The sequence below is a fragment of the Pectobacterium hainanensis genome (genome assembly GCF_046237015.1).
In the GTDB taxonomy this organism is placed as follows: Bacteria; Pseudomonadota; Gammaproteobacteria; order Enterobacterales; family Enterobacteriaceae; genus JBJYIN01.
In genome coordinates, this window is sequence record NZ_JBJYIN010000012.1 from 54,484 (window position 1) to 76,969 (window position 22,486).

At 48.0% G+C, this 22,486-nt stretch carries 20 protein-coding genes and 2 tRNA genes; 7 read left to right on the top strand and 15 right to left on the bottom strand.

The features are described 5' to 3' along the window. Positions 1 to 3: 3 nt before the first annotated feature. The 4 genes from ACKPVM_RS13350 to ACKPVM_RS13365 are packed head-to-tail and all read right to left on the bottom strand — an operon-like array spanning position 4 to position 3,540. On the bottom strand, positions 4 to 789 hold the full coding sequence (locus ACKPVM_RS13350; protein WP_409309666.1) for an ABC transporter permease: 786 nt from the start codon (positions 787 to 789) through the stop codon (positions 4 to 6). A 39-nt stretch (positions 790 to 828) separates the two neighbouring features. Further along, complete coding sequence (locus ACKPVM_RS13355) at positions 829 to 1,671, bottom strand: ABC transporter permease (protein WP_409309667.1); 843 nt, start codon at positions 1,669 to 1,671, stop codon at positions 829 to 831. After that, entirely contained in the window at positions 1,668 to 2,465 is a 798-nt protein-coding gene (locus tag ACKPVM_RS13360; RefSeq protein ID WP_409309669.1) for an alkaline phosphatase family protein, read from the bottom strand. Before ACKPVM_RS13360 ends, ACKPVM_RS13355 begins: the two co-directional genes overlap by 4 nt. Before the next feature lie 13 nt (positions 2,466 to 2,478). Continuing rightward, positions 2,479 to 3,540: an ABC transporter substrate-binding protein gene (locus tag ACKPVM_RS13365; protein ID WP_409309671.1), complete on the bottom strand. Its 1,062-nt coding sequence runs from the start codon at positions 3,538 to 3,540 to the stop codon at positions 2,479 to 2,481. Between the two features lie 177 nt (positions 3,541 to 3,717). Here ACKPVM_RS13365 and ACKPVM_RS13370 point away from each other — a divergent pair, with 177 nt between their 5' ends. Further along, positions 3,718 to 4,521, top strand: a complete 804-nt coding sequence (locus tag ACKPVM_RS13370; RefSeq protein ID WP_409309673.1) for a UTRA domain-containing protein — start codon at positions 3,718 to 3,720, stop codon at positions 4,519 to 4,521. A gap of 48 nt (positions 4,522 to 4,569) precedes the next feature. Here ACKPVM_RS13370 and rlmM read toward each other — a convergent pair whose 3' ends face one another. From rlmM to ACKPVM_RS13390, 4 genes are all read right to left on the bottom strand, one after another. Next, the gene (gene rlmM / locus ACKPVM_RS13375; protein WP_409309674.1) at positions 4,570 to 5,670 is read right to left on the bottom strand and encodes a 23S rRNA (cytidine(2498)-2'-O)-methyltransferase RlmM; all 1,101 of its coding nucleotides are present in this window, start codon (positions 5,668 to 5,670) and stop codon (positions 4,570 to 4,572) included. Further along, positions 5,663 to 6,058, bottom strand: coding sequence for a DUF423 domain-containing protein (locus ACKPVM_RS13380; RefSeq protein ID WP_409309676.1), 396 nt, complete (start codon positions 6,056 to 6,058; stop codon positions 5,663 to 5,665). The genes rlmM and ACKPVM_RS13380 overlap by 8 nt, the downstream gene beginning before the upstream one ends. A gap of 47 nt (positions 6,059 to 6,105) precedes the next feature. Beyond that, on the bottom strand, positions 6,106 to 7,029 hold the full coding sequence (locus ACKPVM_RS13385) for a transcriptional regulator GcvA (RefSeq protein ID WP_409309678.1): 924 nt from the start codon (positions 7,027 to 7,029) through the stop codon (positions 6,106 to 6,108). Positions 7,030 to 7,448: 419 nt separating this feature from the next. Next, positions 7,449 to 7,670, bottom strand: coding sequence for a YgdI/YgdR family lipoprotein (locus ACKPVM_RS13390; RefSeq protein ID WP_409309680.1), 222 nt, complete (start codon positions 7,668 to 7,670; stop codon positions 7,449 to 7,451). A 185-nt stretch (positions 7,671 to 7,855) separates the two neighbouring features. On the opposite strand from ACKPVM_RS13390, the gene csdA reads away from it, so the two are divergent. Together csdA and csdE are read left to right on the top strand one after the other, a co-directional pair. After that, positions 7,856 to 9,064 (top strand): cysteine desulfurase CsdA, encoded by a 1,209-nt coding sequence (csdA, locus tag ACKPVM_RS13395; RefSeq protein ID WP_409309682.1) that lies wholly within the window; start codon positions 7,856 to 7,858, stop codon positions 9,062 to 9,064. A gap of 12 nt (positions 9,065 to 9,076) precedes the next feature. Beyond that, positions 9,077 to 9,547 carry a cysteine desulfurase sulfur acceptor subunit CsdE gene (csdE, locus tag ACKPVM_RS13400; protein WP_409309684.1) on the top strand — a complete coding sequence of 157 codons (471 nt, stop codon included), beginning with the start codon at positions 9,077 to 9,079 and terminating at the stop codon, positions 9,545 to 9,547. Positions 9,548 to 9,569: 22 nt separating this feature from the next. Here the strand turns inward: csdE and tcdA are convergent, their stop codons facing one another. The 3 genes from tcdA to mltA form a co-directional block, all read right to left on the bottom strand. Then, complete coding sequence (gene tcdA, locus ACKPVM_RS13405) at positions 9,570 to 10,391, bottom strand: tRNA cyclic N6-threonylcarbamoyladenosine(37) synthase TcdA (protein WP_409309686.1); 822 nt, start codon at positions 10,389 to 10,391, stop codon at positions 9,570 to 9,572. Positions 10,392 to 10,600: 209 nt separating this feature from the next. After that, a complete protein-coding gene (locus tag ACKPVM_RS13410) occupies positions 10,601 to 11,314 on the bottom strand; it encodes an oligogalacturonate-specific porin KdgM family protein (RefSeq protein ID WP_409309788.1) in 714 nt (237 codons plus the stop codon). Positions 11,315 to 11,626: 312 nt separating this feature from the next. Further along, complete coding sequence (gene mltA, locus ACKPVM_RS13415; protein ID WP_409309789.1) at positions 11,627 to 12,760, bottom strand: murein transglycosylase A; 1,134 nt, start codon at positions 12,758 to 12,760, stop codon at positions 11,627 to 11,629. 214 nt (positions 12,761 to 12,974) lie between these two features. Here mltA and ACKPVM_RS13420 point away from each other — a divergent pair. Both ACKPVM_RS13420 and ACKPVM_RS13425 read left to right on the top strand, forming a co-directional pair. Further along, positions 12,975 to 13,051, top strand: a tRNA-Met gene (locus ACKPVM_RS13420). A 46-nt stretch (positions 13,052 to 13,097) separates the two neighbouring features. Next, positions 13,098 to 13,174, top strand: a tRNA-Met gene (locus ACKPVM_RS13425). 124 nt (positions 13,175 to 13,298) lie between these two features. Here the strand turns inward: ACKPVM_RS13425 and amiC are convergent. Continuing rightward, on the bottom strand, positions 13,299 to 14,540 hold the full coding sequence (gene amiC, locus ACKPVM_RS13430) for an N-acetylmuramoyl-L-alanine amidase AmiC (protein ID WP_409309688.1): 1,242 nt from the start codon (positions 14,538 to 14,540) through the stop codon (positions 13,299 to 13,301). 412 nt (positions 14,541 to 14,952) lie between these two features. On the opposite strand from amiC, the gene argA reads away from it, so the two are divergent. Next, a complete protein-coding gene (argA, locus tag ACKPVM_RS13435; protein WP_409309690.1) occupies positions 14,953 to 16,284 on the top strand; it encodes an amino-acid N-acetyltransferase in 1,332 nt (443 codons plus the stop codon). A 106-nt stretch (positions 16,285 to 16,390) separates the two neighbouring features. Here argA and ACKPVM_RS13440 read toward each other — a convergent pair whose 3' ends face one another. Together ACKPVM_RS13440 and ACKPVM_RS13445 are read right to left on the bottom strand one after the other, a co-directional pair. After that, positions 16,391 to 17,707 (bottom strand): MFS transporter, encoded by a 1,317-nt coding sequence (locus ACKPVM_RS13440; RefSeq protein ID WP_409309692.1) that lies wholly within the window; start codon positions 17,705 to 17,707, stop codon positions 16,391 to 16,393. A gap of 274 nt (positions 17,708 to 17,981) precedes the next feature. Next, positions 17,982 to 19,178: an L-talarate/galactarate dehydratase gene (locus ACKPVM_RS13445; RefSeq protein WP_409309693.1), complete on the bottom strand. Its 1,197-nt coding sequence runs from the start codon at positions 19,176 to 19,178 to the stop codon at positions 17,982 to 17,984. Between the two features lie 377 nt (positions 19,179 to 19,555). On the opposite strand from ACKPVM_RS13445, the gene ACKPVM_RS13450 reads away from it, so the two are divergent. Then, a complete protein-coding gene (locus ACKPVM_RS13450; protein WP_409309791.1) occupies positions 19,556 to 20,557 on the top strand; it encodes a LacI family DNA-binding transcriptional regulator in 1,002 nt (333 codons plus the stop codon). A 37-nt stretch (positions 20,558 to 20,594) separates the two neighbouring features. Here the strand turns inward: ACKPVM_RS13450 and recD are convergent, their stop codons facing one another. Continuing rightward, positions 20,595 to 22,478, bottom strand: a complete 1,884-nt coding sequence (recD, locus tag ACKPVM_RS13455) for an exodeoxyribonuclease V subunit alpha (RefSeq protein WP_409309793.1) — start codon at positions 22,476 to 22,478, stop codon at positions 20,595 to 20,597. Between the last annotated feature and the right edge of the window lie 8 nt (positions 22,479 to 22,486).

Below are 22,486 nucleotides of genomic sequence, written 5' to 3' on the forward strand. Positions count from 1 at the left end.
GCGTCACTCTTTTTTCCGGTTAAGGGCATTGGCTACCAGGGTCAGTGTCAACACAACCATAAAGTAGGAGATCACCAGAGCACTGGTGAAATGGCCGCTTTCAGTACGCATGTTGTAGAGATAAACCTGCAAGGTTTCAAAGCGACTCCCCACCAGCAGGTTGGCGAATACAAATTCACCGATAAGAAAAGAAAACGACAGCAACAGCGCCACCATGCACCCTTTGCGTAAATTAGGCAGCACGACACTCAACGCAGCGCCACAAGGACTGGCTCCAAGCAACTGAGCGGCATCCATTAGATCGCGTAGCCGGATGGCTTGCATATTGTTAGTGACCGCGCGATAGATAAACGGCAACGCAACCGTGAAATAGCAACCAATCAAAATCCAGGGGGTTCCGGTCAGCGGCAGTGGCCCATCAGAATAGATTTGCAGCAGGCCAACCGATGAAACAATAGGCGGCACCGCAAAAGGCAATAAAATCAAAATGTTCATTACCGCATCCAAACGCGGGAAATAGTAAGCAATCACAAACATCAGCGGCAACACGAGAACTAGCGCCAGTAATAGCGCACTAAAACAGATCAATAGAGAATGACCGAGTGCGGTCAGAAAGCGCTCGTCCTGCCACAATCTCAGCATCCACTGCAAACTAAAACCATCGGGCAAAATGGTTGCTCCCCACTGACTGGAAAAGGCGTATATCAACGTCGCCGCCAGTGGCAACAGCAGAATCACTCCCATCAGGATAACCACGCTCTGATGGTAGCGGCGCGCGAGTTGCGTCATTACTTCTGTTCCTCTTGATGATGTACGACAGCGTTACCCTTACAACTTACGGTAGCCGCGTTTAACAACGCGTTGGTGTACCAATGTAATCAACACCATTAGCGCCACCAGCAACATGCCTAGCGCACTTGCCATATTCGGATCCAGGAATAGATCGCCAGCAACCAACGCAGAAATACGAATAGGAATGGCGTTAAAATTACCACCGGTCAGTGCGTAGAGAGTGGCATAAGCGCCCAGCGCGTTGGCAAGCAGGATGACAAACGTACCAGCCAGCGCTGGCATCAATACCGGTAAAGCGATATAGCGCCAGTAACGCAGAGTGCCAGCCCCCAGCAAAGCAGCGGATTCGCGCCAATCTTCGCGCAGGGAGTCAAAAGCAGGATAAAGCAGCATCACACCGAGCGGGATCTGAAAATAGGTATAGATCAGTACCAGACCACCTTTCGAATAGATGGAAAAATCGCCCAGCAATCCGGCTTGACGCAATAACAACGTAATACTGCCATTCGCCCCTAGCAAAATGATGAAAGCGAAGGCCAGCGGTACTCCGCTAAAATTACTGGTCATATTGGTGAATGACATCATCCAGTCATGCAATTTTCCCTGCCCAAGGCAGTGCAGAGAGTAACTCCCGATTAACGCGACCAGGAGCCCAAATACGCTGGACCAGAAGGTAATATATAGCGAGAAAGCGATAGCCTGCTGGTAGAACGGCGAAGACACAATCTCACGATAGTTATCCCACCCCCACCCCGTCATTTCGCTGTAAAAGCTATGGATCGCCATCCATAACAGAGGTGCGATCTGGAAAGCGAAGAAGACCACGACGAACGGTAGCATGACCAACGCCGCCCACGCCTTTTGTGTTTTGCGTTTCATGCCAGCAATTCCCGGCACAACGGTTTGTCGTGCTCAACACCCAAAATCTCACACACGGTACCACACAGTTCGATCTGTTTCGGAGCGGCTGATGACAGGCTAAAACATGGACCGAAGACGAATAATGGCACCTGACGCTCTTCCTGTAACGTACCACCGTGGCTGTGATCATCATTCATACCGTGATCCGCCGTTACCAATACCTGCCACCCCTCTGCCAACCATCCGGGGAGATAGCGAGACAACAGTCCATCGGCGGCGCGAGCGCTGTTGCGGTATTCACGTGATGACAGCCCCCAACGATGTCCGGCATCATCAATATTCATCGGATGTATCAACAGAAAATCCGGGTCATAACGTAATCGCAGGCTTTCGGCATCTTCAAACAGATGAGAGTCTGGATAATGATCGGCATGGTAAAAATGACCGTATTGGATAGGTAATTCCGGTGCCAATGTATGACGATCGCGCACCGGATCGAACGGTGCGCCATTATACAGTTCAGACACCCAATGATAGGCTGCCGCCGCGGTACGCAGACCCGCTGATCTGGCGTAATGAAAGATGCTGCGCTGATTGGATAACCGACAAACGTCGTTGTGTACTACGCCGCTACGCACCGGTGGTACACCCGTGAGAATGCATTCGTACAGAGGACGGGATAGCGAAGGCAACTCACATTCCAGTTGATATAGCCTACCCGTTCCTGCGGCACACTCAGCCAGCAGATATCCCATCGCCACTTCAGCGACCGGATAACTCAACCCATCCAGCACGACCAGCATCGTTTTCATTTCGCCTCCCACATTACTGTTTCATCGCCAAAATGACGTTTTCCTGCCACAGACGTGGAAGTTGTTTGGCACTTTGCTCCCAGGCTGCCGGGTCGGCGATCGGATGCGCGTTTTTATACTGTTCGATCGGCAACAGTTTAGTTTTCACATCTTCCGGCAAAGTCAGATGCTCAACACGAATCGGACGGGCATAACCGCGCGCCAGATTGAGCTGGCCTGCATCAGAAAAGATGTATTCTCGCGCCAGTTTGGCGGCATTCGGGTTTTTGGCATATTTATTGATAATCGTGGTGTAACCGGAGGTAATCGAGCCGTCAGAAGGGATCAATACTTCAAAACGTTTCGGGTCGATCTGATCGCGATAATTAAGACCGTTAAAGTCCCAGATGATACCGACTTCAATTTCACCTTTCTCAAGATTGGCAATTGTCGGGTTGTTCAGCCCTAAACGACCCGCTTCTGCCAACTTACGGAAGAATGCCAGTCCCGGCTTAAGATCTTTTTCATTCCCCCCCAAAGCATACGTGGCAGCCAGTACACCGTTTACCGCTTGCGCAGCGGTACCCACATCACCGACATTCACTCGGTAATCACCCTTGAGCAAATCTGCCCAACTGTGCGGCACATTCTTGACCACATCTTTGTTGACGATAAAGGCGATGGTGCCGGTATAGGCCAGAGCCCAATGACCATCTTTATCTTTAGCCCAGTCAGGCACTTGCTGCCAGGTCGTTGGCTTATACGGCTGGGTGACGCCCTGCTCTACCGCTATCGGCCCAAACGATGCGCCTACATCACCAATATCTGCGCTGGCGTTATTTTTTTCTGCTTTGAACTTAGCAATTTCCTGCGCCGAGCTCATATCCGTATCGCTGTGCTTCAGACCATACTTCTCAGACAGATCTTGCCAGGTTCCCTTCCAGTTTGCCCAGGAGTCCGGCATTCCGACACTGTTGACCTGTCCTTCTTTCTGAGCAGCCTGTTGTAATGCGGCTAAATCGGCGTTATCAGCCAGTGCATGCTGGCTAGCCAGCGCTAATGCACTTGCCAAAACAGATACAAACAATCGTTTCATAATATGTAATGCTCCGATTAATGGGAGGAATAGGATTACTGGTCTAGTCCAGCAACACATCGCCAATTTACCGAAGACCTATGACTGTTTTATGACGGTATCCTCCGCCTGTTTTTTTTGTTAGGTTCTGTAGCCAATCCACTCGCTAGTGCATATTCACTCAACATGACGAGAAAAATGGCAGAAAAAGGATGTTCAGAAAACGACACCGATAACAGCAGCAAAATTGCACGTAGAACGGCTGTGGTGCATAAAACGGCAACATCGCGAGGAACCACTGTCACCGCGATTAGCCAGGCTATCGCTGGTTGGTTAGAACAAGGGACGCTAGGACATAACGATCGCTTGCCAGCAGAGCGCATTCTCAGCGCACGCTTCGCCACAACACGCATTACGCTACGTGAAGCGCTAGGGCAATTGGAGTCTCAGGGCAAAATCTATCGGGAGGAGCGTCGAGGCTGGTTTGTCAGCCCCCCACGCCTAAATTATAATCCGCTCAAACGCAGTCACTTCCACGCGATGGCTCACGAGCAAGGTCGTCGGCCCACCACTCAGGTATTGGAAGCCAGTGAAATCGGCACACCACTCAACATTGGGCAACACCTTGGGCTGGAATCAAACACCCGCGTTTACTGCATTCGACGGGTCAGGCGCATCGATGGTCGGGCGGTGCTGTATGTCGAGCATTACCTGAATCCTGCGTATTTCCCTGGCATATTGCAGGAAGATCTTACGCAGTCATTAACCGAGCTCTACCTTCGGCGTTATGACATTCGCTACGGCAAAGTCTGGTTCGGCATGCTGCCTACCACCTTTCCAGCCCTTGCGGCACAGGCGCTAAAAACCAGCGAAAATAATCCGGCGCTATTCATTACTCGTATCAATCGCGATCAGCATAACCGCATTATCGACTGTGATTTTGAATACTGGCGCTACGATACTCTACATATCAACGTAGAGGTGCCACAAACAGCCCAATGAACCAATACATCAAGAAAGAGAGGGGCGTATAGCATACCTCTCAATCACCTAACGCTCGTCGCGTCGCCCCGGCACCGCGGCCCAAAAGCGCCGTGCGTGGACAGTGACTTCTTCACGATCGTGGTACAGCTGTTTAGCATGAACTTCCGCATTAATACCATTTTCAGCCAGACGAGCATTAAGTAACGCCAAATTCTGCGACACTTCCTCATAACGCTTTTTCATGGGTAATTTCAGATTAAAGATGGCTTCACGACACCAGCCTTTGACCAGCCAGTCGGCAATCAGACTGGTTACTTTGGCCGGTTTTTCCACCATGTCACAAACCAGCCAGTAAACGTTATTACGCGGTGGTTCAAAACGGAAACCATCGGCCTGATGATGCATAACCTGTCCGGTATCCATCAAACTGGGTGCCATCGGGCCGTTATCCACGGCATGAACCATCATGCTGCGTTTCACCAGTTGATAAGTCCATCCACCGGGACAAGCCCCGAGATCAACCGCATACATGCCACTGCCTAATCGTTCATCCCATTCATCAGCAGGAATGAAAACGTGAAACGCTTCCTCCAACTTTAAGGTAGAACGACTCGGGGCATCTGATGGAAACTTCAGACGTGGAATACCCATATAGAACGGCGAATGGTTGAAGCTGTAGGAATACCCAACATAACAACAACCCGGCGCAATAAATAGCACATGAACCACTGGCCGATCTGCCTTCTCATGTCCCAGCAGGATATGATTTTCACGCAATGCCGCACGCAAAGGCACGGTAAACTTGCGACAGAATTTCATCAGCTCTTTGCTTTCATTGGTGTCGGGGACTTCAACACGTAGCTCACCCGCTCGCTCGACCGCCCCCGTCAACATGCCAACAATCGGGGTAATACGGTCTTCCGGCGGCAGATCGCGTAATAACTCACCGCAGACAAACATCTGACGGGCAAAAATCAGCTCATGAAACGGCAATTCCTTTATCAGTCGATCCGCATCCTCATGCTGGTAACATTCAAAAATCACATAGCCGCTATTCTCTTTAACCCTGGCAAAGCCATAGGCATTGTGATGCGTTGCCTTATCCGTTATCTCTGCCGCACACTCTTTTTCAAATCCCGGACGACAGTACAAAATAACTTTATTCATGGCGTTCAGCCTTTCTCTTCAGACGCAATGCGCCAACTAACATTAACAGCCAACCCACCAGAAAACAGAAGCCGCCAATTGGCGTGATGTAAACCCAAAGTTTCAGGTGTGACAGCGCCAGACAATACAAACTTCCGCTGAACAACACGGTTCCCAACGCCAGAAAAACGCTACTCCAGTAAAACCAGAGATTGGTACGCTGATACATGGCGATAGACAGCGCCAGAATCGCCAATGTATGAAATGCCTGATACTCTAACCCGGTATGTAACCAGGCAAGTTCGGTCGCTCCCAGCGTTTTACTTAAGACATGGCTCCCAAAAGCGCCCAGTGCGACAAAAACAAAGCCGCTGACGGCAGAAAACACCAGCATGAAACGACTATTCATCGTTATTATCCAATTGAATCGGTTATGAATCTGAGACACATTTCGCCTCAGTGCGTACTGTTGTCATAGCGGAAACGGAATTTTTCCTGCTCGCTGGCCGTTCGCGACAGGATCCAGTGCCGAAAGGCGGCTATTTTACCCAGTTCCGCTTGGCTGTCATGACATACCAGATAAAAAGCATTTTTACTGACTAAAACATCGTTAAACGGGCAGACCAAACGACCCGCTTCCAGCTCGGTTTGCGCCATCACATTGTTTGCCAACGCGACCCCTTGCCCGTGAATAGCCGCCTGTAACACCATCGCGCTATGACTGAAAATCGGCCCCTGCTGCACATTAATCTGTATCCCCAACTGACGCGTATAGGCTAACCAGTCGCGGCGCGAGGCATCATGTAACAACGTATGAGCCACCAGATCACCTGGTGTTTTCAGTGGATGATCGCCAGTCAACAACAGGGGCGAGCAAACGGGTAAGAGATATTCAGCATACAATTTCTCTACCCGTAACCCAGGCCAATTGCCACGACCATAGAAAATGGCAACATCAACATCGTCCGACAACCGATCTTCATCCCGATCAACAGCCTGAATTCGTACATCAATACCGGGATAGTCTGAGTTAAAGCTCGATAATCGTGGCACCAGCCAATGAATGGCAAAACTCGGAGGCAAACTGACCGTCAACGCGCCTTTCGCACTGCGCGATTGCAGCTTCCGTGTCGCTTCATTAAGTGATGAGAAGATTTCTTTTATATCAAGATAATAACTTTGGCCTTCTTCTGTCAGAAGCAGAGAACGATTACGGCGACGAAATAATTTAAGCCCCAGAAAATCCTCCAGAGATTTTATCTGGTGGCTCACCGCAGCCTGAGTCACGAACAATTCTTCCGCCGCTCGGGTAAAGCTTAGATAACGAGCAGCGGTATCAAATACACGCAAAGCATTAAGTGGTGGCAGACGTTTTGACATGAATAAAATTCTTTTATTGATCGATGAGTAACGCCGTCGATATCTGCATTTATCAATACCCGTCATGCTTCAAATCACAGGATAAAATATCGCCATTTTGAACGATTTGCACACGGCCTGAAGCATCGCAGTGGTATTAGTTTTTATAATCCGAGGCATTATAAATTGTCCGTTGAGGATCTACCAGCAAATACCTATATTAAGCCAACTTCCTGAGCCGGAACGAAAAGTGCGGAGGGTTAACCTGAGGTGCTTTTGGCTTGTGGTTGTGATGTTGTGTTTGCTATTTATTGTCTGCCTTTTCAGACACGGTAGCGAGTCTACCTAAATTCACTTCCTGAACATTTACCCTGTCTGTCCATAGTGATTTCATATGTAGCACCGCAATTGCGGTGCTTTTTTTATCACAGTAATAATCATTACTTCGCTTCAACCATTTCCTTCACATTATCACGGTTGATTTGCTGCTGGTGACCATACGCATCGGTATAGCTGATCATGCCAGTTTCGTCATCCACCTTGGGTTTACCTTCTGCGATAATCGAGCGCCCATCATTGGTATGCATGACGTAGTTACTTGAACAGGCAGTCAGAGAAAAAGCCATGATAATGGCGGCAAAAATAGAGATTTTATTCTTCATAGTTAACTCCAGGTGAATTAAAATGTCTTTTGATTGACCTTATACATCAGGAAATCCTGAAACTTAACAGTTTAAAGCGTAGCAAGGTTCCTGTTTTTTTCCATTAAAGTGGCATTAGGCATCGTCCTAAACTTGTTTCCCCCGACAAAATGAGACAGGATCTGACACCTCAAAAGAGGATGATCATGACACCGTTTAACGCCACATCGTTTCGCCAACAATTCCCCGCACTGAAACATGCCACGGCCTATTTGGACAGTGCAGCCACGGCCTTAAAACCTCAGTGCGTCATTGATGCCGTACAACAGTTTTATCGTACGGGAAATGGCACGGTTCATCGCAGCCAGCATCAGGCAGCACAAGCTCTGACACAACAATTTGAACATGCTCGGGAACAGGTTGCCGCCCTGCTGAATACCGACGATCCCCGTGCGATTGTCTGGACAAAAGGCGCGACGGAAGCGATAAATCTGGTAGCCCAAAGCTATGCCCGTCCTCGTCTGCAACCGGGCGACGAAATTATTGTCAGCGAAACAGAACATCACGCGAATTTAATCCCCTGGCTGATGGTGGCAAAACAAACTGGCGCTCGCGTGATAAAACTCCCGATAGGCACAGATTGGCTACCTGATATTGAACAGCTTGCCAGTCTGTTAACGGCCAAAACCCGCGTGTTAGCGCTGAGCCACATGTCAAACGTGACGGGGGGACGACCTAATTTGGCAAAGGCGATCCAACTGGCTCATCAATACGGTGCCATCGTCGTCGTAGACGGAGCACAGGGAATGGTGCACTGTCCTCCTGACGTTCGCGCTTTGGATATCGATTTTTACGCGTTCTCAGGACATAAATTGTATGCGCCAACGGGGTTAGGCGTGCTATACGGCAAAATTGCCCTGCTGGAGCAAATGGAGCCTTGGCACGGCGGCGGCAAGATGATGACTCAAGTCTCTTTTGACGGTTTCACACCGCAGTCCATTCCTCATCGTTTTGAAGCAGGCACGCCGCATATCGCCGGTGTACTAGGCCTCTCGGCGGCAATTGACTGGTTATCCCGATTGGATTGGCAAGGCGCTGAACGGCATAGCCAGAATCTGGCGGCTCAGGCAGAAATGCAGTTTGCTCAACAGTTCCCTGGTTTTCGTAGCTTTCGCTGCACTGACGCCAGCATTCTGTCATTTGAGTTTGTAGGCGTTCATCACAGCGATTTGGTCACACTGCTAGCGGAGAGTGGTATTGCGCTACGAGCAGGCCATCACTGCGCCCAGCCATTGATGGAAGCATTAGGCGTCAGTGGAACGTTGCGCGCCTCTTTTGCGCCTTATAACAACGAGCAGGATGTCACGTCGCTCATCACAGCAACCAGACTCGCTCTTGAACTTCTTGCGGATTAACGGATACACATCATGACGGTTACGCCTACCACGATTCATCCTTTTGGCCACCAAATCCAAATAACGGATCTACAAGCACGTTTCGATACCTGCCGCTCATGGGAAGAACGTTATCGGCAATTGATTTTACTGGCAAAAGCGTTACCAGCTTTGCCGGAGGCGTTAAAAAACGACACACTGTCATTATCAGGCTGTGAAAATCAGGTGTGGTTAGGCTATCAATGTCAGGAAGATGGTTCGCTGCATTTTTATGGCGACAGCGATGGACGCATTGTTCGGGGTCTGCTGGCAATCTTGCTTACAGCGGTAGAAGGGAAAACGGCTGAAATATTATTACAGGAAGATCCACTAGCCCTCTTTGATACGCTGGGGCTGCGCGCTCAGCTAAGTGCTTCACGCGCCAGCGGACTGGCCGCACTGGCTACCAGAATCCAGACAATTGCTGAACATGTTGCAGCTTCAGCAAAACCATCGTTTCAGTAAAACCATCGCTTCGGTAAAACGTTTACCTCGACATATTCGCGGCTTCGCGTTGCATTTTGCCCATCATCTTTTTCAGCACATGGGACACCGCCACAAAACCAAAGGTTGCCGTTACCATTGTCGCGGCACCAAAACCCGAAGCACAATCCATACGCATGGTCCCTTCGGCCATGTTACGGGAAGCACATACCGAACCATCTGGCTGCGGATAAACCAAAGGCTCACTGGAAAACACGCAATCAATCCCTAGTTTTCCCTTGCTGTTTTTCACCACGTTAAAATCACGTTTCAACCGCTCACGCAACTTAGCTGCCAACGGATCCTGAATGGTTTTCGCCAAATCGACAACCTCAATCCGCGTCGGGTCAATCTGTCCCCCCGCGCCTCCCGTTGTGACAACCGGAATTTTATGGCGGCGGCAATACGATAACAGTGCGGCCTTCGGACGTACGCTATCAATGGCATCAATAACATAGCTAAAACGACGATCGAGTAATTCAGCGACATTTTCAGCGCTGATAAAATCGTCGATGCAGGTGACGTTGCATTCCGGATTAATCGCCAGAATGCGCTCTGCCATCACGTCTGTTTTTGCCTGTCCGGTATGTTGGCGCAGCGCATGAATCTGTCGGTTGGTATTACTGACACACACATCATCCATATCGATCAGGGTAATCGCGCCAATACCGGTGCGAGCCAGCGCCTCTGCCGCCCATGACCCTACTCCGCCAATACCAATCACGCACACGTGGACCTGAGAAAACAGCGTCAGCGCTTGCTGACCATATAACCGGGCAGTGCCGCCGAAACGCTGTAAATAGGCTTCAGATAATTGCGACCCCATTGCATCCAACCTTTAGCTTAAGAAAAACAAAACGCCTCAGGATAGCGCTAAACCCGCACTACATCCACCCAACAACGCATGCCATTTATACCCGTAATACTTCAAGTTGCCTATGAATTGACTTGGCCCATCCCTAGGCCTCATTTATCGTTTTATTTAAATTTAAACCATTTAAAGTCTGTTTTTAACACTGACATTATTTTCATAAGTCAGAAACTATACTGAACACCAACGCGGTAACGCGTTTGGCGATTATCAGTAGATTTAGACTCTGGCGTATTTCCCAATGCAACATAAGGTCGCCAGTTTTTATCCCATTTATAAGAGACTTTAAAATCATGAACAATACTGTAGTTCTCATTATCCGCTAATTTCACGCCTGCCGAATTGGCTTTTTGATAATCCAGTTCATAATCAGCCTGAAAATCTTTCAGGAAGCTATAGCTGACAACCGTTGTCAGATTATAACCATTCTCTGACGTTGGATCCGTTTTACCAATATTATTACTATTACGTTTATAGTAAGGGCGATAACGTAAACTGACTGAGAGATCATTAGTAATATTGGCCTTACCGCGTAAATATGGGCGATAGTTATTGGAATTTGATGTTGAATCCAGAGAGAACCCAGGCTCTAATGAAAAAGTATCATTTATTTTATATAAATAGCTGGCGATAACTTCTGTACCATTACTCACACTTTCATTAAATGGTTTATTTGGCGTAGTGTCATTGCCATGCTGTCCCCATTTGGCCTCAAGAGATAACCCAAAGCCATTGGCGAAACGATTCGAAATAAGCAGACGATCTTTATGATCGGCTTTAGCCGTATCTTTAAATTCATGCCGATAGTCAATCGTTACTGCCAGGGCATTAATGCTTATTAAAGAAGCCAAGGCCGCAGTCAATATTTTTACTTTCATCATCATTCCCCGTCATCATTATTTTATGATAAAAAAATAGCAACGAACAAATTAAGCGCTGCAAAAAATTAACTTAACCTCTTGTCTATACCCAAAACCAGACAATAAGACTCAAGAAATATATTGTCACACCTTAATATAAGTTCGAATGAAATATTACCGGGTAGTGATTTTTTTCAAAGAAAATTAAATCGATTTACTTAGCGAGAAAAAGCAAAAGATTAAAGAATAATCAGCAAGGTTCGTAATTCAAGTTCCCATCAGAAGTGGTTAGACTCGTTAACCACGTCTGATGGATTAAACAATACAGGGTTAATTTTGGGCATTGCTGGCGAAAAATGAACCAGCATTATTATCATTTGCACTCAGTTTATCTTTTAATACCCATACGCGACCATAGTGATTATAAAAACCGGCAGCATGTCCAGCCTCATGACCTATCCCCTGATAGATATCAAAATGCTGTCCTTTAATGGCCCCGCCAACATCCAGCGCAATCATTAAACGCATTTCATACCGGCCTGTAAATTTGCCTTCATTATCCAACAATGGCACTTCAGCCAGTAAAGCGGTTCCTGCCGGAATTAGCGAGCGGTCAGAAGCGACAGACGCTTTCGCCACTAGCGGTACAGCACTGGCTCCCTTGACCGGGGCTGCCATCATCGGTTTAAAGAACACAAAAGAGGGATTTTGCTCCAGTAATTCGCGAACTTCATATTCACTATGCTGTTCTGTCCACTTGCGGATGGCCTGCATCGACATATCTTCACGGGCAACTTCGCCACGATCGATCAGCACTTTGCCAATACTGCGATAAGCATGACCATTTTTCCCCGCATAACCAAAGAACGTGAGTGGTCGCCCATCGCCGAAATCAATATAGGCACTTCCCTGCACTTCCATCATAAAGTTATCCACCAACGAATTACTCCATGCCAGAACCAAACGCTCATCCAATGCGCCAGAATAAATAGCCGCACGATCCGGCAGTCGCCGATTTTTCTTACCGCGTGACGGCATAGCATAAAGTGGATACCGGAACTCGCCCTGACGGGTATAACGGGCTTGCACCACCGGCGTATAGTAACCAGTGAACTGAACGTTACCGAAATTGTCGACGCCTTCCATCTGCCAGGCACCCAAGCCAAACTTGCTCAATTGGCGCGTATCCGCACCGGCCATCATCCAGTTTTCAATAGCCTGAAAAATATGCGTATTACGGGTATAAAGGCCAGGGGAAGCCGACCTGATTTCTGAAACTTGCGTGATAAAATCGCGCGCATTGACTGGTTTTCCCTTGGCATTAGGCTCATTCACTAATTCCAAAGGCTGGTTGAGGTGTCCATCTTTATATTGCTGCCCTCGGTCGGTCGGTTTGGACTCACAGCCAGCTAAAACTGCTATCACCAGACCGATCAGCACATATTTACCCCAACATCCTTTCATCTTCGTTGCGCTCACTTTTGACATCAAATAAATCCACTATCGAACGATAACAAACACCTATAGAGAAAGAAACGCAACACCTCGTATAAATCGGCATTGTGTTTAAAAAACAGGCCATTTGCTGTTAAGTTCAGCATCCACACCAACATTACCGTACTTTTTGCAGAAATAGGTTGCATAGACGCTCATGGGGAGTATAGTGCGCATCCACGGACGCGGGGTGGAGCAGCCCGGTAGCTCGTCGGGCTCATAACCCGAAGGTCGTCAGTTCAAATCTGGCCCCCGCAACCAATTACTGATGTGTGTTAGCCATCAGAAGACAAGATATCAAGACGGACGCGGGGTGGAGCAGCCCGGTAGCTCGTCGGGCTCATAACCCGAAGGTCGTCAGTTCAAATCTGGCCCCCGCAACCAATTGATTATCGATAATTAAGCACCTTGAAGGGTGCTTTTTTTATGGCTTTTATTTGCTCTCAACCCTCAGCCATCATCCGGATTACCGCTCTGGCTGCGCATCGCGGCTTTCTTAACACACGATTTATCGTTTTGATGGACTGGCAAAGTAGGCCTTGATGCCTGCTAAAATGGATTCGGCAATCTGCTGTTGAAAATGGCTGGTTCGTAACTTTCGTTCTTCTTCAAGATTGCTGATAAATGCCGTCTCCACCAGTACGGAAGGGATATCCGGCGCTTTCAATACCGCAAAACCCGCCTGATCGACACTGTTTTTATGCAAGCGGTTTACTTTGCCTAATCTGGTCAGAATTTCCTGACCAAATTTCAAACTATCGCTAATGGTAACCGTCTGCACCAGATCAAACATGGTATGGTCAAGATAGCGATCGCCACTCATACTCACACCACCAATCAAATCCGACTCGTTCTGCGTTTGTGCCAAAAAGTTAGCCGCTGTGCTGGTTGCCCCTTTTTTCGATAAGGCAAATACCGACGATCCTCTGGCGGAACGATTGGTGAACGCATCCGCATGAATAGAGATAAACAGATCGGCTCGCTGCTTACGGGCTTTCGCCACACGTACACGTAATGGGATAAACACATCCTCATTACGAGTCATATAGGATTTCATATTGGATTCACGATCGATCAGCGTGCGTAATCGCCGGGCAATCTGCAAAACAATGTCTTTTTCACGCGTCTTGTTTTTACCAATCGCACCGGGATCCTCTCCACCGTGGCCAGGATCCAGCATAATAATCAACGGACGATCTCGACCGGCCTTCCCTGCTTTAGGCGCCTCTGCTGGCAATGTCCGCTCCAGATCGCCCTTATTGTAATCTTCCAACAACGCCAGCAATGGGTCTTCTTCGTTATCGTACTTACCTGCGTCAGGATAAAGATCCATCACCAGACGATGCTTGAATTCAGCCACCGGATCCAAAGTAAACAATTTGGCACTGGCGTTCTGCTTCAGTTCCAATACCAACCGCACGGTATTTTTATCAAATTGGCCGATACGAGCTTCTTTAATCAATGGATCGTTTTGCTGAAACTGAGCAGAAATATTCTTCAATACGCTGTTTAGATGGATACCTTCAATATCCACCACAATACGATTTGGGTCACTGAGGGCAAACTGCTTGTATTTCAATACACGGTTAGATTCCAGCGTAACGCGGGTATAGGAAGAGGAAGGCCAGACGCGCACCGCGATGACCTGCACCGTTGCCGCCAGCCCTACGCCACTCACACTTAACAGCCAAGTTGCTGCTGCGCTTTGCAATAAGCGCCGCCGAGTCAGGTTGTGATTCGAATGAGACATGCAACTCCGGTCTGATTACTGTGTCATTGCCAAAAGCAAAATAAGAAAATTATCAAAAACTTTAACGAATCTCCCCTGTGCTGTCATGCAAAAATCATGTTTATGTTTTATATCTTTATTTCTAGCGAACAGAAGAAAACAACTTCCTTTCCTCTTTTCCCATTATCACCGGAGTGAAATGCGCGGTACGACCGTCAGCGGCCGGATGACCAACGTGTGAATGATAGAGCGATTCGACTAACTTGAGAAATGCGCCTATTTACACCTAAACACCATTGCTGACATGAGCTGAAAGCAGGGTGAATGCTGAATTTGTCACTAAAATTTCGGCGTAGCTACTTACCCCTTGCCTTTTGCCTCATAAAGAATAAAAATACAAAAATTACGAATAAAAATGCAAAGAGGGCTCACAGTGAAGGAACGTAGTACAGAACTGGTTCAAGGCTTTCGTCATTCAGTTCCTTATATTAATGCCCATCGTGGCAAAACGTTTGTCATCATGTTGGGCGGAGAAGCCATCGAACATGAAAACTTCGCTAACATTGTCAATGATATCGGGCTACTACATAGTCTGGGGATCAAACTGGTTGTGGTGTACGGTGCCCGCCCGCAGATCGATGCGAATCTGACAACTCATCACTACGAGCCCCATTACCATAAAAACACCCGTATCACGGATAACGTTACGCTGGAACTGGTTAAACAGGCCGCAGGTATGTTGCAGCTAGACATCACCGCACGGTTATCAATGAGCCTGAATAATACGCCGCTACAAGGGGCACATATCAACGTGGTGAGCGGCAACTTTGTTATCGCCCAACCACTTGGCGTCGACGATGGTGTGGACTACTGCCACAGTGGCCGCATTCGCCGAATCGATGAAGAAGCGCTGCACCGCCAGTTAAACAGTGGAGCGATTGTCCTGTTAGGCCCCGTTGCCGTTTCCGTCACGGGTGAAAGTTTCAACCTGACCTCGGAAGAAGTTGCGACACAACTGGCCATCAAACTGAAAGCAGAAAAGATGATTGGTTTTTGTTCCTCACAAGGTGTGATCAACGAGGAAGGCAACATTATTTCTGAGCTTTTTCCCGATGATGCCCAACGGCGTGTGGAAACACTGGAAGCCAGTGGTGACTATCACTCCGGCACCGTGCGTTTTTTACGCGGGGCGGTGAAAGCCTGCCGCAGCGGAGTACGGCGCAGCCATCTGATTAGCTATCAGGATGATGGAGCCTTACTACAAGAACTGTTTTCTCGTGATGGTATCGGGACACAAATCGTCATGGAAAGCGCCGAGCAGGTACGGCGAGCGACGATTAACGATATCGGCGGCATTCTGGAACTGATTCGCCCGTTGGAACAGCAAGGAATATTGGTCAGACGTTCCCGCGAACAGTTGGAAATAGAAATCGACAAGTTTACCGTCGTTGTGCGCGACAACCTGACCATCGCCTGTGCAGCTCTTTATCCTTTCCCGGAAGAAAGCATTGGTGAAATGGCCTGCGTTGCCGTTCACCCGGACTATCGCAGTTCTTCACGCGGCGACATGCTGCTGCAAAGAATCGCGGCACAGGCTCGCCAGCAAGGGTTACATAAGCTATTTGTTCTGACGACCCACAGCATCCATTGGTTCCAGGAGCGCGGGTTCTTACTGGCTGAAGTAGAAATGCTGCCGAAGAAAAAGCAGGCGCTATACAACTATCAGCGTCGCTCAAAAATTTTGGTGCTGGACTTAGTCAAATAGTCGAGAGGTGTGGCGCTAGCGTATTAATAAGCATAAAAAAAGCTGTTCCGGAGGAGTGCAAATCTGCGGAACAGCAATGTGTCAACAAGACACTAATTACCCGATGTTATGGTGCTGACGACCCCGACTCGATTTTGATACGTTCTAACGGTCCGACGATAAATAAATAGGCAACAAGACCAATTGCGCCCATCGATCCCACATATAAAATGGCGTAATCAAACGACTGTGTGGATGACAAAATAAAGCCAATAACCAAAGGGGTAATAATACTGGCCATGTTGCCACACATGTTAAAAACACCACCTGCAATACCTAATACTTCTTTTGGCGAAGTATCGCTTAATACACACCATCCCAGATTGCCAAATCCTTTCGCAAAAAATGCCAGGCTCATCGCACCAATAACCACCACTTCAGAAGTGGTATAGTTGGCCGTAACAATCGTACAAGATAGCAACATGCCGCACACAATCGGAAGTTTACGTGACAGGGTCAGGCTATAGCCGCGCCGCAATAAATAATCAGAGAAGATCCCGCCGATTAACCCACCAATAAAACCCGCAATGGCAGGAATTGAGGCAACTAACCCCACCTTCAAGATTGACATTCCTTTTGCCTGATATAGGTAGGTCGGAAACCAGGTCAGAAAAAACCAGGTAATAGACGTCACACAAAACTGGCCGATATAAACACCGATCATCATACGATTAACGCAGACAGATTTAATTTGTGAAAACGTAATTTTATCTTTCTTTTTATTCACACCAAGATGAGGTTCCCCACCACCGGCAGAAATATAATCGATTTCTTCCTGGTTGATCTTCTTACTTTTAAATGGTTCCTGAACATAGATGAACCAAAATATCCCAAGTACTACACCAATGGCACCAATATAATAAAACACATAGTGCCAACTTAAATTATGTAAAATAATTGTCATTAATGGTGTCACGATACCCAGGGAAATATATTGAGCCGCTTGGTAAACTGATGTGACAAATCCCCTTTCTTTGTTTGGAAACCATTGCACACTGAGGCGACTATTGGCAGGGAATGCTGGTGCCTCAATAGCCCCCATTAATAAACGCAGGAAAATAAGCGCCATGAGCGGTGAAGAAAACAGATAGATCGTTCCCTGGAACATCGTCACAATCGACCAGGCGATCAAAGCCACACCATAAACCAAACGGGAACCAAATCGGTCGAGCAATAATCCACCTGGTATTTGCATAATGACATAGGAAATACCAAAAGCAGAAAATGCCATCCCCATGACCTCTGGGTCAAAGCCTAATTCTTTACTCATAAAAGGGGCAACAACAGAAAGTGTTGCCCGATCTGCATAATTAAAAACAGTTGCTAAAAAAAGAAACACTAATATCGTATATCGAACATTTGTTCGTTTTTTTAATATAGTCATGACAAACAACTCCCGTCAAATAGGGTTGCATTTAATTAGATTAAGTAGGTGTACAGCTAATTAACGTGGCTAATAAAATAAAGAGTAACCACGTGACCATTCGCGAAATAATTCAAGTCTCAGGATAAACGTTATCGCATTGAATAACGCAAATCGTTGCCGCGCCAGAGCAAGACGCATTCATATGACTTGTCACACGGCAAGCGAAGGTCAAATCTGTCGGCAACACATTTGACCATCCAATGCACAGACAACGCAAAGTATCGCGAGTCTATCAGGGGTGTTTACCAAACTCGCAAGTCAATGCCGTCCATTTTCTTGCTTGTTCGCTCAGTGTAAAACCAAGCCCTAAACGGTCGGAAACCCACATACGGCCATCACGTAACTCCAGTTGTTCATTAAAGAGTGGGTTTAACCATTCAAAATGTTCCAGCCAGGGTTCAATCGGGTAAGCCGCCGCCAAATGCAAATGCACTTCCATGGCAAAATGTGGTGCGAGTTTGCGACCATGTTTTGCAGCTAAATCCATAATTTTCAGGAAAGGCGAAATCCCTCCGACGCGTGGCGCATCAGGCTGCACAAAATCACTGGCGTTCCCAAGAATCAGTTGCTCATGTTCACGGAAACTGGTCAGCATTTCCCCCGTCGCAATCGGCGTATCCAGCGCCGCCGCCAATGCCGCATGCCCTTCTACATCGTAAGCATCAAGCGGTTCTTCAATCCAAATGAGGTTAAACGCCTCCATTTTCCGCCCCATACGAATCGCCGTTTCACGATCCCATTGCTGATTCGCATCCACCATCAATGGGAAGTCGTCTCCCAACGCTTCACGTACCGCAGTCAGTCGACGGATATCCTCTGCCGTATTCGGTTGACCAACTTTCAGTTTTATCCCGCCAATGCCGCTCTCACGAGAAATCACCACATTTTTTAACACTTGTTCTAATGGCGTATGCAAAAAACCGCCAGACGTGTTGTAGCACTGTACGGAGTCACGATGGGACCCCAACAGTTTCGCCAGTGGCAAACCCGCACGCTTGGCTTTCATATCCCATAGCGCAATATCAATGGGGGAAATCGCCTGTACAGCCATACCGCTACGACCGACAGATGCCCCGGCCCATAGCAGCTTGGTATAAATTTTATCGATATCGTTGGGGTCTTCACCAATAAGATTATCTGCAATTTCTTTGGCATGAGCGTAAATACCCTGCCCACCTGCACGTTTTGAATAACTGAAACCCACACCCTCAAACCCATCCCGGCTACGTATTTCAGCAAAAATAATGGCGACTTCGGTCAGCGGTTTTTGCCGTCCGGTCAAAACCTTGGCGTCACTCACTGGTGTTGCTAATGGCAGGAAGGCCAGAGAGATTTTTACCCATTCAATCCGATCGCCTGTCTCGGCGGCCGTTTTAACATTCGTCGTTTTCGCATAGCTGACAGCATCTGAGTTCGCACTGAGAGTCATTGGTCCTTCTCCTTTAAAAATGATTGCGCAAACATAATCAATCAACCAAAGTAAAATGAACACAAAAAGAGCTCAAAGATGCAAAACAGATCACAAATTAATCTTTATTGCGCTAAAAAAGAAAAAATAGCCACAATAAAAACAATGAAATCACTCATCAAAAACAACAATGATAACGCAACCATTTTATGCAAACCGCCAATACCAAAGAAAACTCACATAAAAGGACGCGTACATAAATACAAAGTCGCAATGCCGGTATACCTTCGTCTTATGAATAATCATGTTTGGAAAATACGTCACTTCAACGATAATCTGATACACAGGAAACCTGGAAGACTGAGGGCATAAACCGAGTGAAAAACGACAAAAACACCATGACTAGCCCGGTACGCGCTCCCACACTGGAAGATGTAGCCAGAGCCGCAGGGCTTTCGCCGATGACCGTCAGCAGAGCGTTAAATAATCCCAAGATTGTTCGAGCGGAAACCGTGACCCGGGTGATGGAGGCGGTCCGTGCGACAGGTTACATTCCTAACATGTTAGCGGGCGGGCTGGCTTCAAAACGCAGCAAACTTATCGCGGTCATCGTTCCACAAATCAATAATGGTATGTTTGTTGATACCATTCAGGCGATTAGTGATGAACTGGCAACTCGTGGTTACCATATGCTGCTGTGCGTTGCCGGTTATACGCATGAATCAGAAGCCGATATTGTCACGACAATTCTCTCTCGTCGTCCTGATGGCATTGTTCTTACGGGGATCCATCATTCTCCCACACTCAAAAAGATTATTCTCAATGCCAACCTTCCCATCGTTGAAATCTGGGATTTAACGCCAACACCACTTGATATGCTGGTTGGGTTTTCTCACGAAAAAATTGGCAACACCATTGGCAACTACCTGTTAAATAAAGGCCATCGACAATTTGGTCTACTATGGACAGAAGATCGGAGAGCCGGACAAAGAAAAACCGGAATTTATGAAATTGTGCAACATCACCCTGATTGCCACATTCAGGAAATTACACTTCCCCTGCCAGCGACACTGGCACTGGGCCGCCAAGGATTGAGCGATCTGCTCTCGCATGGCAATAGATTTGACGCCATTATTTGTAGCTCAGATACTCTTGCTCAGGGAGCCATTATGGAGGCGGAATCAAGAGGCTTGAATGTACCGGGAAAGCTAGCAGTCATCGGCTTTGGCGATCTGAACTTTGCTGAACACAATACACCGTCGATCACCACAGTCAGAGTGGATCGTTGGAAAATAGGTAGAGATGCCGCCACGATGTTGGCAGACAAAATTGAAAGTAAGCCGATTGCAGATGCCATTGTTGACATTGGGTTTTCACTGATTGAACGAGAATCAGCCTGACTTTCACGTTCGCTAACGCATACCAGCTAACACAACGCTAGCAAACAGGTTCATTATCGTCGTCAGAAGAAAACATCATCTCTATCCGTTCCACCAATCCACTGTGTCTCTGGGTCGGTGTTTTTACTGCACGGTACAGAATTTGCCTCTCCGTATACAGCGATAAACGCTGGCGGGCACGAGTAACAGCGGTATACACCAACTCTCTCGTTAGCACGGGCAAATAATGATTCGGCAGTACCAGTGAGGTGTGCTCAAATTCAGAACCCTGCGATTTATGTACCGTCATCGCATAGGCTGTTTCATGAGGGGGCAAACGACTGGGTGCGACGGCCTTCAGTTTTCCATCTGGTAATTGAAAATAAACGCGCAATTCGTCTTTTTCATTCATTAGCGCAATACCAATGTCGCCGTTAAACAACCCCAGAACCGCATCATTCCGCTCAATCATCACCGGACGGCCAACATACCAGCGATTCAGCATATTGTGATGCCGACGAATCAGCCCCGCTTTATGCAACGCCAGTTCAATACGCTGATTCAACCCTGATACGCCAAACGGCCCCTCACGCAGGGCGCACAATTGGCGATAACGCTGAAATGCCGACAGTACGGCAACTGGCCCAGTTCCAGCAGCGATAAGCTGTAAATAATCACGATACCCGTCAACGCACTGATCCAGAATACGTTGGTAGTCGTCCGTATTTACCAGTGGATGACAGGAAATATCGGTAAAATCGTCATCCAATACCGCACGTACACGCCGATCGTCACCGCTATTGACCGCCAATGCCAATTGACCAATCCCGGAATGTTGATCGAAACGATAGCTTCTGCGCAACAAGCAAATGCCGTCGCCAACGGTAGCATTATTTTCCGCGCTCGCCTCATCCAAGAGATAGCCAGTTAACCGATGTAGCTGCTGGACGCGATTCCGGCTATATCCTGTTTCAGCAAAACGACAAATATCGCCCAGCACCGCCCCGGCTTCCACCGAAGCAAGTTGATCGCGGTCGCCCAGCAAGATAAGTCTGGCATGCTCTGGCAGCGCCTCAATCAGATTAGCCATCATGGGCAAATCAACCATCGAAGCCTCATCCACGACTAACACATCCAGGTGCAATGGGTTTCCCCGATGATGACGCAAACGTTGACTGTTGGGTACCGCCCCCAACAAACGGTGTAATGTCGTCGCCTCCTGCGGGAAAGCGAGGCGATCGGCGTCGCTCAACGACAGGCGACTTAATACGCCCCCCAGTGACTCAGTTAATCTGGCGGCCGCCTTACCCGTCGGGGCAGCCAACTGAATACGTAATGCTGGCCGATCACTTTCCAACTGAATCAGCGCAGCCAGCAGCCTGGCAACAGTCGTCGTTTTTCCCGTTCCCGGCCCACCGGAAATAATGGCAATACGGCGGGTTAACGCCACTGCGGCCGCAATTTTCTGCCAATCAACAGCATCGTCCACCGCCGGAAACAGGCTATCCAGCACAGTACGAACTTGTGGTTCATGATTGATTAACGACTGATGTTTACTGGTGATAAACGCCGCGACACGCCCCTCACTTTGCCAGTTGCGCTGCAAATACAACCGATCCTGTTGCAATACCAATGGTGTAGGCAAACTACCATCGCTGACGGCTTCCGATGCCAATAACCGCTGCCGCCACTCATCCGTATCCGGATGCCCTATCAGCGACCACATCCGCTGTGCTAACTCATCATCTCTGCCAGCGAATAACGCCTGCGGGGACAGCTTATCCAGCGGTAAACAGACATGTCCTGCGCCAGACTGTGCACTCAGGCAAGCTGCCGCCAGCAATAAATGGGGATGCTCATTATCCGCCAGCAGTCGGGCAAATTGCCTATCCAGTGGCCTCAATAACCGACGCTGCAATGCCAAATCGAGTAAATCAGTCATCGAGGCGA

What these genes read in the sequence shown, in the direction of transcription:
- tcdA (WP_409309686.1), bottom strand. Translation starts at nt 10,391, where the DNA reads ATGGGGTCGCAATTATCTGAAGCCTATTTACAGCGTTTCGGCGGCACT.
- amiC (WP_409309688.1), bottom strand. Translation starts at nt 14,540, where the DNA reads ATGTCTCATTCGAATCACAACCTGACTCGGCGGCGCTTATTGCAAAGC.
- ACKPVM_RS13440 (WP_409309692.1), bottom strand. Translation starts at nt 17,707, where the DNA reads ATGACTATATTAAAAAAACGAACAAATGTTCGATATACGATATTAGTG.
- ACKPVM_RS13380 (WP_409309676.1), bottom strand. Translation starts at nt 6,058, where the DNA reads ATGAATAGTCGTTTCATGCTGGTGTTTTCTGCCGTCAGCGGCTTTGTT.
- csdE (WP_409309684.1), top strand. Translation starts at nt 9,077, where the DNA reads ATGACGGTTACGCCTACCACGATTCATCCTTTTGGCCACCAAATCCAA.
- ACKPVM_RS13385 (WP_409309678.1), bottom strand. Translation starts at nt 7,029, where the DNA reads ATGTCAAAACGTCTGCCACCACTTAATGCTTTGCGTGTATTTGATACC.
- ACKPVM_RS13360 (WP_409309669.1), bottom strand. Translation starts at nt 2,465, where the DNA reads ATGAAAACGATGCTGGTCGTGCTGGATGGGTTGAGTTATCCGGTCGCT.
- ACKPVM_RS13390 (WP_409309680.1), bottom strand. Translation starts at nt 7,670, where the DNA reads ATGAAGAATAAAATCTCTATTTTTGCCGCCATTATCATGGCTTTTTCT.
- ACKPVM_RS13355 (WP_409309667.1), bottom strand. Translation starts at nt 1,671, where the DNA reads ATGAAACGCAAAACACAAAAGGCGTGGGCGGCGTTGGTCATGCTACCG.
- ACKPVM_RS13370 (WP_409309673.1), top strand. Translation starts at nt 3,718, where the DNA reads ATGGCAGAAAAAGGATGTTCAGAAAACGACACCGATAACAGCAGCAAA.
- ACKPVM_RS13410 (WP_409309788.1), bottom strand. Translation starts at nt 11,314, where the DNA reads ATGAAAGTAAAAATATTGACTGCGGCCTTGGCTTCTTTAATAAGCATT.
- rlmM (WP_409309674.1), bottom strand. Translation starts at nt 5,670, where the DNA reads ATGAATAAAGTTATTTTGTACTGTCGTCCGGGATTTGAAAAAGAGTGT.
- ACKPVM_RS13365 (WP_409309671.1), bottom strand. Translation starts at nt 3,540, where the DNA reads ATGAAACGATTGTTTGTATCTGTTTTGGCAAGTGCATTAGCGCTGGCT.
- ACKPVM_RS13350 (WP_409309666.1), bottom strand. Translation starts at nt 789, where the DNA reads ATGACGCAACTCGCGCGCCGCTACCATCAGAGCGTGGTTATCCTGATG.
- ACKPVM_RS13450 (WP_409309791.1), top strand. Translation starts at nt 19,556, where the DNA reads ATGACTAGCCCGGTACGCGCTCCCACACTGGAAGATGTAGCCAGAGCC.
- recD (WP_409309793.1), bottom strand. Translation starts at nt 22,478, where the DNA reads ATGACTGATTTACTCGATTTGGCATTGCAGCGTCGGTTATTGAGGCCA.
- ACKPVM_RS13445 (WP_409309693.1), bottom strand. Translation starts at nt 19,178, where the DNA reads ATGACTCTCAGTGCGAACTCAGATGCTGTCAGCTATGCGAAAACGACG.
- csdA (WP_409309682.1), top strand. Translation starts at nt 7,856, where the DNA reads ATGACACCGTTTAACGCCACATCGTTTCGCCAACAATTCCCCGCACTG.
- mltA (WP_409309789.1), bottom strand. Translation starts at nt 12,760, where the DNA reads ATGAAAGGATGTTGGGGTAAATATGTGCTGATCGGTCTGGTGATAGCA.